Annotated in this window: 11 protein-coding genes; 7 read left to right on the top strand and 4 right to left on the bottom strand. The window is 39.8% G+C overall.

The window, feature by feature from the left end; translation table 11 throughout:
• Positions 1-204: 204 nt before the first annotated feature.
• The 3 genes from ACESLK_RS20670 to ACESLK_RS20660 all read left to right on the top strand — a co-directional run bounded on the left by ACESLK_RS20670 (position 205) and on the right by ACESLK_RS20660 (position 2,682).
• Complete coding sequence (locus ACESLK_RS20670) at positions 205-810, top strand: copper resistance CopC family protein (RefSeq protein ID WP_373231602.1); 606 nt, start codon at positions 205-207, stop codon at positions 808-810.
• A complete protein-coding gene (locus ACESLK_RS20665) occupies positions 776-1,819 on the top strand; it encodes an alanine--tRNA ligase-related protein (RefSeq protein ID WP_373231601.1) in 1,044 nt (347 codons plus the stop codon). Before ACESLK_RS20670 ends, ACESLK_RS20665 begins: the two co-directional genes overlap by 35 nt.
• 683 nt (positions 1,820-2,502) lie before the next feature.
• Positions 2,503-2,682 (top strand): hypothetical protein, encoded by a 180-nt coding sequence (locus tag ACESLK_RS20660; protein ID WP_373231600.1) that lies wholly within the window; start codon positions 2,503-2,505, stop codon positions 2,680-2,682.
• 188 nt (positions 2,683-2,870) lie between these two features.
• Here the strand turns inward: ACESLK_RS20660 and ACESLK_RS20655 are convergent, their stop codons facing one another.
• From ACESLK_RS20655 to ACESLK_RS20645, 3 genes are all read right to left on the bottom strand, one after another.
• Positions 2,871-3,302, bottom strand: coding sequence for a DUF6326 family protein (locus ACESLK_RS20655; RefSeq protein WP_373231599.1), 432 nt, complete (start codon positions 3,300-3,302; stop codon positions 2,871-2,873).
• A gap of 259 nt (positions 3,303-3,561) precedes the next feature.
• On the bottom strand, positions 3,562-6,177 hold the full coding sequence (locus ACESLK_RS20650; protein ID WP_373231598.1) for a winged helix-turn-helix domain-containing protein: 2,616 nt from the start codon (positions 6,175-6,177) through the stop codon (positions 3,562-3,564).
• 68 nt (positions 6,178-6,245) lie between these two features.
• On the bottom strand, positions 6,246-6,434 hold the full coding sequence (locus ACESLK_RS20645) for a hypothetical protein (RefSeq protein WP_373231597.1): 189 nt from the start codon (positions 6,432-6,434) through the stop codon (positions 6,246-6,248).
• A gap of 193 nt (positions 6,435-6,627) precedes the next feature.
• On the opposite strand from ACESLK_RS20645, the gene ACESLK_RS20640 reads away from it, so the two are divergent.
• From ACESLK_RS20640 to ACESLK_RS20625, 4 genes are all read left to right on the top strand, one after another.
• Positions 6,628-6,783 carry a hypothetical protein gene (locus tag ACESLK_RS20640; protein WP_373231596.1) on the top strand — a complete coding sequence of 52 codons (156 nt, stop codon included), beginning with the start codon at positions 6,628-6,630 and terminating at the stop codon, positions 6,781-6,783.
• A gap of 180 nt (positions 6,784-6,963) precedes the next feature.
• A complete protein-coding gene (locus ACESLK_RS20635) occupies positions 6,964-8,592 on the top strand; it encodes a hypothetical protein (RefSeq protein ID WP_373231595.1) in 1,629 nt (542 codons plus the stop codon).
• A gap of 668 nt (positions 8,593-9,260) precedes the next feature.
• A complete protein-coding gene (locus tag ACESLK_RS20630) occupies positions 9,261-10,010 on the top strand; it encodes a hypothetical protein (protein WP_373231594.1) in 750 nt (249 codons plus the stop codon).
• A gap of 660 nt (positions 10,011-10,670) precedes the next feature.
• Positions 10,671-10,919 (top strand): hypothetical protein, encoded by a 249-nt coding sequence (locus ACESLK_RS20625; RefSeq protein ID WP_373231593.1) that lies wholly within the window; start codon positions 10,671-10,673, stop codon positions 10,917-10,919.
• 854 nt (positions 10,920-11,773) lie between these two features.
• On the opposite strand, the gene ACESLK_RS20620 is transcribed toward ACESLK_RS20625, so the two are convergent.
• Positions 11,774-14,887: a galactose-binding domain-containing protein gene (locus ACESLK_RS20620; protein WP_373231592.1), complete on the bottom strand. Its 3,114-nt coding sequence runs from the start codon at positions 14,885-14,887 to the stop codon at positions 11,774-11,776.
• Positions 14,888-15,224 lie beyond the last annotated feature (337 nt).

Raw genomic sequence — 15,224 nt, 5'->3', positions numbered from 1 at the left:
TTTCTATTTTGTGTCGTTATTGTTTCCCGGAAAGCCAATTCGCTAGATTGACCAATTATTCTTCCGACAACTTGTCTTCGAATGCCGGCATGCCGCCACCGCCGTTAGCGATTTTCTTGTGAATTTATAACCCGAAAGAGTCATCCCAAGAAGCTGAGTCTATGGTATCCTTTAATTTAATTAAAGTAGAGGAGTATGAATTAATTGAAAGCGAGAATTCAAGCATTTACCGCAACTTTATTAATGGGGCTGCTTCTCTTCCCGCAATTGATATATGCACATTCAGCGCTTGTTTCGGCTGTTCCTGCTGAATCGAAACCCACTACTTCCGAGGTAACTGAGATTAATCTGAAATTCAATACCCCGATTGAGCCAGTTAGCAGTCTGAAGGTAACGGATGAATCTGGTTCTGAATTTCCATTAAAGGAAACCAAAACGGATGATGATAATCTGATGGGTGTTTTAGAACAGCCATTAACAAATGGAGTTTATAACGTTAATTGGAAGATCATCGGAGAAGACGGACATTCTATTAAAGGAAGCTATTCTTTCGAAGTACGAATTCCAGAGGAAGAGGCTATTCCATCAGACGAACAACTTCCTACTGATTCCGAGGCGCAAGAACAAGTAGTGCTCCCTACACCCGCCGCAATAATAACACCGTCTGAAACTCCAATAGCTCCAGACAAAGAAGACAATAAATCTACAATAGAGAAGAAGAATACAATCATAGATGTAATTCTAATAGCAGTTTCTGCTCTGGTAGTTATTTCTTTTGTTTCTTTACTTTTTAAAAAGAAAAATAAATGAACTGTCGGAGACGGCATACGAAAATCAACCCAAAGCGTATCGAGTTGTTGCGGATCATACCCGCACGGCAGTATTTATCCTAGGTGATAATTACGGCATTACTCCGTCTAATGTCGACCAAGGCTATGTGCTGCGAAGATTGATTCGCCGAGCTGTTAGATTCGCAATGCAATTGAGTATTCAAGAAGGCGATCTAGCGGATATCGCTAGCGCTGTGATTGACAAGTACGAGCTAATATACCCAGAGCTGCAAAGCAATCGAGATAAAATTATTAGGGAACTCCAGGCGGAAGAAGCTCGTTTTCAAAAAACGCTCGCGCAGGGACTTCGTGAATTCGATAAGCTTTCGATTTCATTAGTAAATGGTCAAATAGACGGTGCAGCTGCATTCAAACTTTATGATACGTATGGGTTTCCCATCGAATTGACCATGGAACTGGCAACAGAGCGTTCCATCGCCATCGATCTGGAAGGATATCTAGAGAAATTTCAGAAGAATAGAGAGTTATCTCAAGCCGGAGCAGCCCAAAAGTTTAAAGGCGGTTTAGCAGATAATTCTGCACAGACGGCAAATCTGCATACGGCAACTCATCTTCTGCATGCTGCACTACGAAAGGTTCTCGGAGATGAGGTGGCGCAAAAGGGCAGCAATATAACGGCTGAGAGACTGCGCTTTGATTTTTCGTTCCATCGTAAAATGACTGAAGAAGAGATCGTGGCAACCGAGCGGCTGGTCAATGAAGCGATTGCCGAAGGCGTCGGGATTACGTTCGAAGAGATGACGCTTGAAGATGCACGTAGAACAGGGGCTATTGGTCTATTCGAGAGCAAGTATGGCCAGATGGTAAAAGTATATACGATGGGCAGATTCTCCAAAGAGATATGCGGCGGTCCTCACGCGGTGAATACGGCTGACCTTGGTACTTTTAAAATTGTTAAGGAAGAGAGCTCGTCTTCTAGCGTAAGGAGGATAAAGGCAGTACTTGAAAGCACTGATGCTTTACGCTAACGAGGAACGTTAGTAATACCAGCTGCCAGATCGCAAGAGAACAGCATATTCACAATCGACAAGTTCGCATGATGAAAAATTCATATCGAGAAAAACAATAACCCCCGACGGTTGCTGATGCTGCAAAGCAAAGGACGACTGTCGAGCGACAAGAACATAGTCCGATTGGAATCCGCTTAAACAGCGGCTTTTTTCATTTATAGGTACAAGTTCTTGTCGATATGCGACAAGAACTTGTACCTATTATCGAAGTGAAATATAATATTATGCAAAATACCTCTATAATGACATCGTAAAACCCATAATGTGGTAAAATATAGTTGTGATCTTACTGAACTATACCAGCTAATAGGCTGTCAATATTTAATAAATATTGAGCGAAACGAAGGATGCTATACTGGTAAAAAGGTACGATAAATAACCGTCCCACAGTATATGGGACGGTTTCCCTCAATGTCTAAGGCTTGCCAATTCAGTCTAAGCGGAAAGCTTCTTTCTTGGTTAAGATGGCATAAATCCAGTGGATCAGTTTATTTGCACAAGCGATCACAGCTACTTGGGTACTGTATCAGAAGCAATAATCGACCGTATCAAGCATAATTCATTTGAAATACTCATTGATGGCAAGTTTTCAATGCGTGAACGACACGGATTAAAAGCGAAGAAATCTGAGGTATTTGCTAATGAATAAGCAAGATTTCAAAGAACGATACGAAGAAGTATATAATCTTTACCATGAGTTACTATCAACACATCATGAAACCTTGATAGAAATCGGTGAACTTAAAGTTAAGACTGAGCTCATGAAAAACATGTTAATTCAAAATGGCATTAATGTTTCCGATATCTATTCTGAATTTTAATTTTGTCTCTTGTTGAGGGTGGTTAAACATATCATCCTCAACAATTACTGTTATCTGCTCTCTCGTCGAGAAGAGTGCTCTATATCTCCGAGAAAGGTGCTCTCGAATTCCGTGATGTGTGCTCTACTGCAACGAAATATTCAGCAATTTCCGGGTTATCGTAAAATGACGTGGAATTTAGGTTCTGTTTATGGTTTAGCTGTAGGCCATTTCCATGCATACCAGATAATTAGACAAAGAAGAGCGACTTCTACAACAGCGCCAAACACCATGTGCACCCAATGCTCTCCTGTCAAATTAAACAATGTATAGGGAATATACACCGCGGCAATAATGATATTTGCCCAGCGACTTACTTTTGCCGGCAGGGCAACAGAAAGGAAAATCATAAGAGCTGGAATTGTTACCGAAATCAGTGCTATCAATAGAAAGACATATGAAATGTCAAATATAAATATTTTTCCTGCCAGAATACCTTCTATTTTGCCCGGCATATATAAGGCGAAATAATCAACATAAATATAGAGAAACATAAAACTCGCCCACAGCGTAGCAATCTTCAGTTTCGAACTGACTTTGATGTCTTCCAGTGCATTTTGTGCTTTATTTTGTGTATTCATATTAATCTCCATTCATAAATTAAAAGTTGTAATCCCTATATTCCACGTCATTTTACATAACCATAATAATTCGATATTTTCGCATATCCTACGAAGAATTCAAGTAGTTACTTCTACATTTTAACATTTTTCATGCTCCTTTCTCAACACACTTGATAAAAACGTACCCATTCCATTTTTCTAACCCTCCTTTTTTAGAAATATATCACAAAGGAAAATTAATACCTAGATACTAAAGTGTTGTTTTTGCATACTGACTTCATGTAAGCAAGTTCAGTTCTTGTGTGCGAAAAATTGCTTCGGTGCGGCTTTTGACTTGAAGCTTAGAAAAAATTCGTTGATTATGCCCTTTAATGGTATTGAGGGTGACAAATAGTCTCTTACTGATCTCTTCATTGGTGAGTCCCTGAGCAATTAATCGTAAAACCTCCAATTCTCTTCGAGTTAAGGGAGCCGTTAATGGAAGTTTCGTTGAAAAATGTGCAAGTATGATGTTTATTTGATCTGTCATAATTTCAAATTGAAGTGCGTTTGTCAAAAGTGCTTGCATTGGGGCTCCTTCATCCAAAAAAATACGTAGATGACCTTCTGCTTTGGCTATTTCTAAAGCCTTTAATAAAGGTACCAAAGCCTTTTCTAGTTCATCAGCCTGAAAAAGTGCTAATGCATGCAAAATCAGCATTTCCATTGAAGCTTGAGACATAGATTCTATTTTGAATAATGCTTGAGCTGTTTCACCTAAAGCCAAATGCACACGAATTTGCTCCTTAGGTAGATCATATTTCTGAACAAGATATTCTGCTGATGGAATATCCTTTAAGTGAAGTCGGGTGAGTACTTCAACCTGTGCAACCTTATACATGTTCTTGGAAAAGTTATACTTATGCAGAGACTGACCTGCTTTTTTGAGTAATACGGTCGTCTGGCTTATTTGTCCTTGGGCAAGGTTTATTTTCGCATGAAATGCTTCACAAACCGCGAGGATATCCATGTTTTCCAAGTGCTGTGCTAATTGTATGGCTACTTGAATGAGATCCAACGCTTCAGTTATCTGATTAAGCTGGTAAGCTATATGTGATAAACCAAGGTAAGCCACAGCCGAAGCTGGAAAATTTAAGTGTCCATCTAAACCCAGCACTCTCATGTAGCTGCCTTTAGCCAATTGGAGTTGGTTTTCAGCTTCAAATACATTACCTAATCCAATTGATGCAAGTACTGTGATAACAAAATGTCCAATGGCTTCACTGCTCTTCTGTGCTTCTTCATAAGATTCTCGTGCCATTTTATTATTGCCTTGCATCTGGTGAGCAAAGCCCAATGTCCATTTCGTTGTAGCAAGCACTGGTATGTTTAGAGGACTAAGGTTTTCCATAGCATGATGAGAGAATTCAATAATACGTGATAAATCGTTCTGCGAAACTGCTAGTGTTGCTCTGATTGCAGAAATTTGTCCTTTTAGATTTTTATTTTTTTCATTATGAGGGAGTGTGCTAAGAGCAAACTCCGCCGTGGCCAGCATTTTCTCCACTTCTCCGACCCTGCCAACAAACAATAGAGTCGAGGCATACAGCACTCTAAGAGAGGGGATAGCATCCAATATATTAGAAGGCAACGATTCCAGCCAACGAAGAATCGGTGTTGCTGCGCCTCGATAAACTAACGGAACGCCTCCTCCTTGAACCAATCTAGCAGCACTCTCAATATCATTTGCTTCCACAGCATGGTAGAAGGCCTCAAGCGTGAAGTGGTTATTCTCATACCAAAGGCTTGCGCGCTTGTGCAGCTCAGGAATAATATCATGGCTGCGGAAAATGCCTTCCCGGTTTTTTTTGAGTCTAATTTTTAATATATCTGCAAAAAGATGATGATAGCGATACCAACGTCGTTCACTATCTAGCGGAATAATAAACAAATTATTTCTTTCCAAATATTCAATAATTGTAAGGCTATTCCAACCAGAATGATTCAAACCATCAGAAAATAAAGCATCACAAAGCGGTGCAGAAAACCGATCCAATATGGATGTAGCCATTAAAAAAGTATGTACGTCTTCAGGTAGCTGGACAAGAACTTCATCTAATAGATAATCCATGACGAAGTGATGACTACCCCCAAAGGATTCGAATAACCTGGTGACATCGGTATCCCCTTGAAATGAAAGAGCTGCAAGTTGAAGACCCACGGCCCATCCTTCTGTTCTTTTTTCAAGCTCAGCAATATTTTTTTTAGTTAAGCTAAGCCCCATGACTTGATTTAGAAAATAGGTCGCTTCTATGTCTGTAAAACGTAAATCGTTAATATAGAGTTCAGTTAGTTGGTTTTTGGCACGGAGCTTGGATAAAGGCAGAATGGGAATATCTCGTGATATGATGGTTAGATTCATATGAAGAGGCATTTGAGTAACTAGGAAGCTTAGACCTTGCTTAATAGAAGGGTTATTCACTAAATGATAATCATCAATGACCATGGTAAAGGCCATCTGCAATGTGTTAAGATCATTAATTAATTGACTTAGGACAGAATTAATTTGTGGCAATTGTGGTGATCTTAACGCAATGAGAATCCCTACTCCTACAGTTGGAAAAACAACTCGAATTGCTTCTATTAAATATGTGAGGAAGCGTATAACATCATTATCCCTCTCATCTAACGAGAGCCATGCAACAGGCCTGTTACAATTTGATGCCCATTGACTCACTAAGGTTGTTTTTCCAAAGCCTGCAGGTGCTGAAACGAGACTTAGCTTATTATCCTGACCTCTATTGAGTAGCTCAATTAAATGTTCTCGACCAACCATCAAATGACGTAAGGGCGGTTTTTCTAGCTTCGTAGTTAGAATATCGCTTGTCACATGAGGTATTGTTTCTTGATTCATATTGAGTTCTCCTTAAACTTGCAAATATAACAGTTGCTAACATTATAGCATATTGATATATTCCCCTCTCATTTATATAATCTTTCTTGTTGACGAAGCACAAAATAAGGCTGGTTAGAAAGGTTTTCCTCAAATCCAGGATATTGCCAAGCCATTCCTGATTCATCATGGATTGTAAAAAAATAAATAAGCGGAAAAGGTGTCTGAGTATACACTTCAGAAATTATGGCTCTATATTCGGATCCATCTTGCTTCATCTCAGCACAATTATAGGATTCAGCAAAATTATGAAGGGGGTATGTATATATTTAATAGGTACAAGTTCTTGTCGTTTATAGGTACAAGTTCTTGTCGCCCGACAAGTGTCGGAAGACAAGAACATTATCCAAATGAGGTCCGCGTAAATCGTGGTTTTTTTTATTTATCGGACAATGTTCTTTGCATTTGACGATGACAAGAACATTGTCCGATTCCCGTTTTGTGACAAGAACATTGTCCGATTACCGATATACTTCCGATAGTAATTGGTCTTATTTAAGCAGCGCAGTCAAGAACATCGAATTATATCAGATTGAAGCCTCTGTTCATGACGTCATTATAGGTTAAACTAGAAAATGTAACAGCGACGAGGTTTTAGGAGGAATTTGGTTGATAGGTGAGCTGCCTATGTATTAACAATGTGTATTGGATGGTAATGAATTTGGGATTGTAAATATTACCAAGTGGTTTTTTGCTTTCGATAATCTGAATATTAATAACCATCTAAACATAATGAAGAGGTGCTACATGTCAGAAAGATATGTTAGAGAAAAACTAGCACAACATTTACGATCTCGTATAAGTGCAAATATTGAACATCTGAAGAAAGCAATGAATTATGATATTAGATACTTCATAATGTATCCGTTAATCTTTCTGGAAGAGGAGTCTCTAAAAAGTAAAGGGAATTTGGCTACGATCTCACATTCAGTAATGAGAACTTCGTTGTCATGGTTTCTTAAAAACATTGAAAATAAAGGCGATTTAGACGATTTGAAATTACGCTTTAATTTAGCACAATATGAGAAATTCAAAAATAAATTTTATCCCTTTATTAAAAAATGTTTTCAGGATTATAGAAATTATCTTGAAGTTTGCGATCACGGTACCTATGCACATAGCCAGTTAACAGAAGTTGAGGGTAACATATGGAGGTTAGAAACTTCACTTGTGAGTAATAAATACTATGTAGAGAAATTTTATTTTGAACGACATTTTGAAGAAAAAAGTATAACAGAAGCTGAAATGGATTTTCGCAATGAGACCGATATAAAATTTTTCGAATTAGTATTAAAAACTATTTCTGAAAACCAACATAAACCTAACCAAGAACTTTATGAAATGTGTCTAAGGAATTTAGAATTCGATTTTAAATTTCTCGGACCTACTCCAATAAGCTCCTTAATACCAGATTTTGATGCATTCAAGAAAGTTTTGGCATCGTTGCAGTATATGGCTAGAGTGAACTTAAGTAAGAATGTTTTGATTGCAGATATTAAAGGCACTATTGAATATAAATCATTGCTATTACAATTTGAAAAAGACAATCTTATTATGAAGATTATCGAACTAAGTGGTTATTCAAAAGAAGTTGTCTCTAATTGTTTGAAATATTTAAGTCTAGATACTGTAGGGAGTTTATTTGAATTTCCACTCATTCAAACTAGAAATAAATTTCTATTGATTCCTTCTTCAATATTAGTAAACGATTGGCATTTTTCTTTCGTAAATGGACATTATGCTCGGAATAGAGATTTTAAAAATAGAAATTCGATGATATCAAGCAAGGTCATTGATATTATTGAAGCTATATCTAGTAAAGCCGGAAATATTAAAACTGCTAGAGAACATTATTATGAATGCCTTGATAGCTATGGAAAACCCATTAACTCAGATATTGATTTTGCTTTATATGATCGAGACTCTAATGTTGTTCTAGTACTTGAGGTAAAGTGGAAGAGCAACCATTACATTTCAGAAATTGATTATAACCATCTAAAAATCCAGAACAGTCTTTTTGAAATATACAATGAGCAAATAAATAAACATAAAGAATTTTTGAGAGATCATAAAAATATTGAGGAACTATTTAAGTGCGAAATTACTATTCCTCCTAAAATTACATATTTAGCAATTGATAAAAGAAATCAATTATATTTAGGGGAAGAAAAAATGATGTCTGTATACATGCTGGCTGCATTATTGAGATCTTTCTTAATAAGCAACTCTATTCACCTCCAAAAGATGATTGAGGAAATTAATTCCTTAAAGACAAAAGTTGAATATTTTCATAGTGAAAGTGAAAACGTAATCCAAATAGATGAACTAACTATTCTAAGTGATCAAATCAGTTCAGATGATTATTTTCAATTATGAGACTTTCAAACGTATGGAATGAATGCAAAAGCAAAAAGCGGCAGCACCAAGCTCTATTAGAGTTTGGTGCTGCCGCTTTTTTATTCACATTTTTTTTGAGAGAAGGTCCGATTTGCCCCTAAAAAAGAAACGTATGGTAGAGGGACGCGCCCTCGACCGTTCTTTGACAATAACATAACCACTCATCCGGTACGTTCCCCGCATGCCTGAAAGGGAAAGCCAATTTGCAGGTACGCCACGGCCATCCCTTATTTGGTTGCGAGCGATCATTACCTAATGCAAAAATAAATAATGGAATCATTTGGGCGATAATCCATGCGGAGGGATAATGATACTTCCGTCTAACCACAGTTATCGCAATGGGGGCGGTTTGCAGCGATCTTGGAAGAGGCGAGAGCCTATGGGGACGGTTAACCGCCGTCCACTGGATGAGTTTTTTATAGTTGAACGATACATATCCGTGTTATGATTTAAATTGATTTACGTGTTCAATGTATTCAGGCATGTGGACTGCCGTGTGTTGCTTGCTCGAAAGGAAGTAACGTTTAAGAGCCGCATTTACCTAATATATTTCGTTTACAAACTCATTTGAGAAAAGTCAAAATGGCGAATGAGAATTGAATTCGCAGAATCTGTTGCAGGATTTATCTTGAAGGAGGAAAGTCGGGATGATCGATCCTATTAATAGCGGTTTGAAAGAGTTGATCAAATATGCAAAAGGGGAGGAAACATTCCAGGACCGAGCCGCTTGGCTCGCCGGACTGACGGCAACCGCAACAGCGCTAACTTTTGCCGGAGTGGGGAGCGATATGGCGACGGCTTTTACGGTCTTGGGCAGCGGTGTTCCGTCAACAGTCAAACAAGTATTGAAGGCGTTGAATCGGCGGGACTTGGAAGTTCAGGCAGTCGACTCTTATGAGAGATGCCGATTTGTCGACTACGCTCTAGCCCGCATGGCTGTCACGCAAGCGATGGCAAAGCTGCTTTCCGACGGGGAACGATTTTTCGCCCGATGGCACTTGAACAAACTGACGAAGGATGAACAGGAGAAACTACATAAGAGGGACGAGAAGCGCGAGGAGCAGCAAGTGCAGAACTACCTAGACAATGGGGTGCTGGGTCACGAGGTTTATTGGGATGACCTTTTAGCAGCTATCCTTCGAGTGGTCGAGGTGGAGGAATATGGTGAGGTAGCATTCAGAGAAAAAATGATCAGCGAGATTAGAAAGACATATGAAGCGTATAAGAATCGTGTTATGAGCGATTCGAAAGAATTCGAGCAGTATATGAACAGCACCGTTTTACCAATGAGACTGACTCAAAGCGTCAAGCGGGAAGTTGAGTCCATGATGAGGGGCTTTTTTCTTACTATTAATCCGTTCTTATTCGGCAGGATATTAGAAAATCGGGGGGAATAGAGCATGGGGGAGAAGGGGACACTTTCGTTTTTGTCGAAAGATCCTTCGCGGGAATAGCTACTTCGCGAGATGAATGACCGCTTCAGCGTGGATTGCCTTGTTCAGGATCCTCATTTGATGCTGAGGGATATGCGTGTTCAAAAGTTGCTATACGTCAATGACGATATCGAAGGGACCCTCTTTTACATTAGTCAGCTTCAGCTTCGGCCTCATCAGTTAATGAGGGAAATTCCGGACCGTTAGTATCAGATTGTGAGCGGCGAGCTGTCGATTTCAATAAGCGAGCTGTTTTTGTACGACGCTAGTAGGCATGCTTTTGGTTGGGAAACTGTGGATCTGTCGGTGCAGGAACGTAACCGAATAATCGCAGAGACAGAGAATCGTTACCAGGCATTGCAGTTAGCGCGTCGCGTGCAATTTACTGTCGGCTTTAATTTTGAAACCCATTAGTGAAACTTGGGTAGTGGTGGGGAATCGGACAATGTTCTTGTCATCAATCGATCATCAATGTCTAGTGACACAAAAGCCCCAACATAAAAATTCCGTAAAGCACGATAGAAGAAGATTTAAGTTGGAACAATTGTGTCGTAAGGAAAAGCACAAATTTGCCAACATTGTAGTTAAACGACACAAATCATCCTACAAAGGAGAAAAAACTTCATGAAATTTATTGAAGATATTAAGAAAATAAACCAATCTGATGAAATATTAGAGCTTCTTATTGATGAGGCGTCTGACTTTACGTTTAAATTTTGGATTAAATGGGACGGTCATGTAGAAATATATTCTAAATCATTTGAAGAAGGACGTTTTTGCCCTTCTGATTATGAAATGTTCACTGATTTGTTGGCAAAGGTTTATGATATTGCTCAAATTCATTTTGGAGATTCGTGGGAACCTAGAACGTGATTGATCCCAGCTGAAACAGAGTGAATACGAGATGCTTTACAGGACTCAGAATTTCTTATGTAGGGGCTATTGTGTCATTTATGTAGGAACATTTGTGTCCTTAGACAATCAAGAGATAAATGAATGGATTGATTGATTGATTTATAGACATATGTATAAAATACGGGTTTTGTGAATAAGTAATTATTGCAGAAGCCATCCCATTGAACCTAAACCTATCATTTTGGCATATAATCTAAAACTTACAGTCAATGAATTCTCTAATGAGTATATATCATCGTTGTTTTAACTGATTCCTAACTGTTCTTTTAATTTGGTACATCGTTATTTTCTTCGTGATAGTTTGCTCTCTCTTCATATTCAAAACTCACTTTCTGTCTGTAGTTTCCGCGATCTGCATAATGTATTTTTGTTCATCTTCGTCGCGTGTTTATCACTGATTTTCTCAGCTGAGAAAGGATTGCTATTAATGCAGAAGATAAAATAAATCCCCGAAGAGAAGTCATTCTCTTCGGGGATGTCTCTTTGATCTTTCAAGAACACTTTTTGTTCTTTGAATATCGATATCATAAGTTGGATTATATTTATTAAAAGTCTCGAAGAAATCTTGCGTACTATTCGTAATGAATTCAAGAAATTCTTTTTTTAGGGAATATCCATTCTTCACTAGTATAACTCCAATCCATCATATTGGGACGCTTAACAATGAATTTTAGTAATCTATCTCCACCGTTCACTTCTTCAAAGCTGTAATCATAATGAATTTCCCAAGTTAACATAATATTTATTATGTTGTAAATTCAATTAGAACAATTTCGCTAGCCGCGCTTTATTCCTATCCGCCGCCATAATGATTATAAATGTTCAACAAAGCTAATTAATAGATTTGCTTGCTGCTCAGTCAAACTTTTTCCGCTCTGGGCGGAAACCTGATTGACGTATGCTCCGAGCATACCATCTCTAGCATTCAAATTACCTTGCTCCGCTTTTTCTTTGGCCGAAAGAAGCTTTACTGTGAGTGAATGTGCGATTCCTTCTTTGGTAACGAAGGACTCGGTCAAGCGACTTAAGCTGTCATAATCCAATGTAATGCTAAATTCAATTTCAGCCATAGTTGCATTCCCCGCATTATCGGTTGCCGAAGCGGAGAGCTTATGAACACCTAGTTGAAGACTATAAGCCAAAGCTTCTAGTTGGGGGCATTCCTCTGATTGAATACCTGACAATTCGTCATATGCAGTGCAGGAAATGGCAATTGTTGAATCTACAGAATACTCATCTTGGCGGCCAGTAAACGTAATAACAGGAGCAGTCGTATCCAATGTGATCTCTTGTTGTATAATCTCGCTAACATTCCCAGCTTGATCATTGAATTGCATATAAATTGTTTTTATGCCATCTCCAGAAGGGAGTGAGAACGTCTTCGAAGTCACATAATTCTCCCAATCCATCCATTCACTTTGATCTGTCCGGAATCGCATCTGATGAACTCCACTGATATCATCCTGCGCTTCTATAGACAGAAGAGCTTCCGTAGCATTCGTGTATTTATCCCCGGAATTAACCATGAAGCTTCCGGTCGGAGGAGTCATGTCGTCGGGTGGTAGAACCGTTACAATGGCATGCGCGTCAAGGCCCGTGTCATTCGTTGTGGCTGTAATAACAGCCGAACCCTGAGTAATCGCAGTAACCAAGCCATACTCATCAACAGTCGCAACCAGATTATCCGATGAAGACCATCTGACTGACTTATCTATCGTATTCTCAGGCAATACCGTAGCTGTTAGCTGATCTTGCTCTCCAGCTTTTAATGTTAAGGAGATCTTATCTAGAACCACATCATAGGACGTATAATCCTGGAGGTACACCTCAAATTCCCATAAGGAGTATCCATATTTGGTCCCCCTTTTGATACCAAACATCTGAACATAACGCGCCTCTACTTCATCTAATGCGATGATCTCCGTTCCGCCCTTGCCGGTGGTCGTATTATACACTGTCTGCCAGTTCACTGCATCATCAGAGACACGAAGCTGATAGCTTGCTCCATATGCGGTTTCCCAGTACAGCCTAACTTCATTAATTGTCTGCTTGGCTCCAAGATCCACATAAATCCATTGTGCATCTGTCCGTGCGGTGCCTGCTCGTGTATTCATCTTACCATCGAAGGCTAAACCAGCTGTGTCAGTGTTTATAGGATCATTGGCGGAGATGAAAGCAGACTTATTCAAGGCTAAATTCCCGTCAACTCTAGGCTCCCGATTCTGCACAGGTAATATGGTTACCCCGTCATAGTACTCTAACAGCAAGAAGTTCATGTCGAACAATCTGGTTGCAGGGGTAATGCTAACACCGGTTGGGCTGTTACTATCTGGCATATATACATTCTCGAACGCAACATCCGTAATCCATGCGGTTTCATGCCCTTTGATCTTACCAAAGGTCTCGCCCTTCTCACGAACTGTAATATTCTTCACTGTAACGTCTGTTATGGGTCCGACGCCAGTAGAGTTATAGACCGAGTGTAGCGTCATCCATGAGCTGTTATCATCATTCTTACCTCTGATCTGTTCAACATCCATATTCTCAAACGTGACATTGCTAATCGTTGCAGAGCCCCACTTATGGTGGATCCCGAAGCCCACAGCTGCTCGATACACAACCCCATTCCTAAAGGTGATGTTATTCTGATTCTGTTCGACGCCCTGACCAACCTTATAGCCATAACATAACGTCCATGCTATTAAATCCTCGAACAGAACGTTATCAACTGGTTCAGGATTGCCTGGCCAAGGAAAATCTCCACTGGCAATATCCGTATGCGCCGCCCATGCCTTCGTCGAGAACGGATCATCCAGCGCGATGCCAATGACATTCTTAACATGAACATTCTGTGATTCGTTTATATCAATTCCATCATTCTCACTCATACCCAAGCTGTTAAAAATTTTAAGATTCGTAAATACCAAATCATTGGAGCGAACGGGTGTCACAGCCCATGCAGACGATTCCCGTACAATAATACCGTCCATCTTGAAATTCTGCGTTGAAATTGGAACTACCAGATTGTTGATCATGCCTCTAGTGTGCGTACTGGAGCTTCTATCACCTGACAGCGCTGAACCGTTGCCATCCAATGTGCCGCGGCCATAAATCTTAATATTCTCCGAGTCATATTCGGTGGAGATCCACCAGGTTACCGGCTGCAGCTTGGAATCCTTATACCAATGCCTGATGTAGTCATCTGCCTTTCCTGTGCCAATAAGGACTGCACCTGGCTCGAGGTAAAGAGCGGAGTTGCTCCTCAGCAGTAAATTCCCAATGTAATATTGACCTGCCGGGACATATACAACACCTTGCTCGCCATTACCCTGAGCCGTCCCATAAGCGCTTGCATCATTAATTGCAAGCTGGAGTGCCGCTGTTCTTTCCGTTGCTCCGCTAACCGCCCCATCGTTGGCAACATGATACGGTGCTTCCGTCACGTTGAATATGCCTGCTCCTGCCGATTCAGGCTTATCCAACTCCGCTGGATCTGCAGCAATGACCATCCGTGTTGTTCTGTTATTCATCATAATAATGAGGTATTCGGGTTTATCCGTTGAGAAGGTAATCGTTCTGCCCTCAACCTTACTGGCTGTGATCCCCAGCTTCTTCGGGCTAATCGAATATTCATGCACCTTATCGGTGTTCAGAATCGTTAGCTCGTAAGTAATCAATCCTTCGGATGCTGAGAAGTGAGCGTAATCATAATCGTTATAAGCACGAATGACCGGAACAGCTACTCCGTTCGCTTTTAACGTATAGTTTGTAGAAGCTTGATATTTGGTCCCCTGCGTATAGGGAAATACCTCAGCATCTGCCGCGGTGGAAGCCGCTACAGAAATTGACGCTGCCGGAGCAATTAAGAATACGAAAGATAGAACAACGATAAGAAAGGTAGATACTCTTCTTTGCAGCTTTTTCATTTTATTAATATCCTCCTTCGTGTTAGTGCATGCAATATTAGAATAGAACACAATTACCTCATTCGTAATGAGGTAAACCACAGCTTAAGGGCAGGTAATCCCACATAACGATCGTTTACAGGCGAAACTAAACAGCCTTAGTCCGATGGAAGTTCGAACCAAGGCTGCCTAAGTATTTTATTATATTCTACTGTCTACTTGACGGGGTGCAGTCCACTGCCATAATTCCCAACTGGCCGTTCTCAATCTCTTGCAGGATAGTAAGTTTCTGTTCCGTACTGAACAGTGATTTAGACATGAAAATGCTCCCCTTACAGCAACAGGTTTTATTATTTCA

Source organism: Cohnella sp. (assembly GCF_041640265.1).
Classification (GTDB): Bacteria; Bacillota; Bacilli; order Paenibacillales; family Paenibacillaceae; genus Cohnella.
This window is presented reverse-complemented; position numbering and strand designations above follow the sequence as displayed.

Excerpts from the sequence above, each read along its gene's own strand:
- ACESLK_RS20660 (WP_373231600.1), top strand. The coding sequence starts at position 2,503 with ATGAATAAGCAAGATTTCAAAGAACGATACGAAGAAGTATATAATCTT.
- ACESLK_RS20655 (WP_373231599.1), bottom strand. The coding sequence starts at position 3,302 with ATGAATACACAAAATAAAGCACAAAATGCACTGGAAGACATCAAAGTC.
- ACESLK_RS20650 (WP_373231598.1), bottom strand. The coding sequence starts at position 6,177 with ATGAATCAAGAAACAATACCTCATGTGACAAGCGATATTCTAACTACG.
- ACESLK_RS20645 (WP_373231597.1), bottom strand. The coding sequence starts at position 6,434 with ATGAAGCAAGATGGATCCGAATATAGAGCCATAATTTCTGAAGTGTAT.
- ACESLK_RS20640 (WP_373231596.1), top strand. The coding sequence starts at position 6,628 with ATGACAAGAACATTGTCCGATTCCCGTTTTGTGACAAGAACATTGTCC.
- ACESLK_RS20635 (WP_373231595.1), top strand. The coding sequence starts at position 6,964 with ATGTCAGAAAGATATGTTAGAGAAAAACTAGCACAACATTTACGATCT.
- ACESLK_RS20630 (WP_373231594.1), top strand. The coding sequence starts at position 9,261 with ATGATCGATCCTATTAATAGCGGTTTGAAAGAGTTGATCAAATATGCA.
- ACESLK_RS20625 (WP_373231593.1), top strand. The coding sequence starts at position 10,671 with ATGAAATTTATTGAAGATATTAAGAAAATAAACCAATCTGATGAAATA.
- ACESLK_RS20620 (WP_373231592.1), bottom strand. The coding sequence starts at position 14,887 with ATGAAAAAGCTGCAAAGAAGAGTATCTACCTTTCTTATCGTTGTTCTA.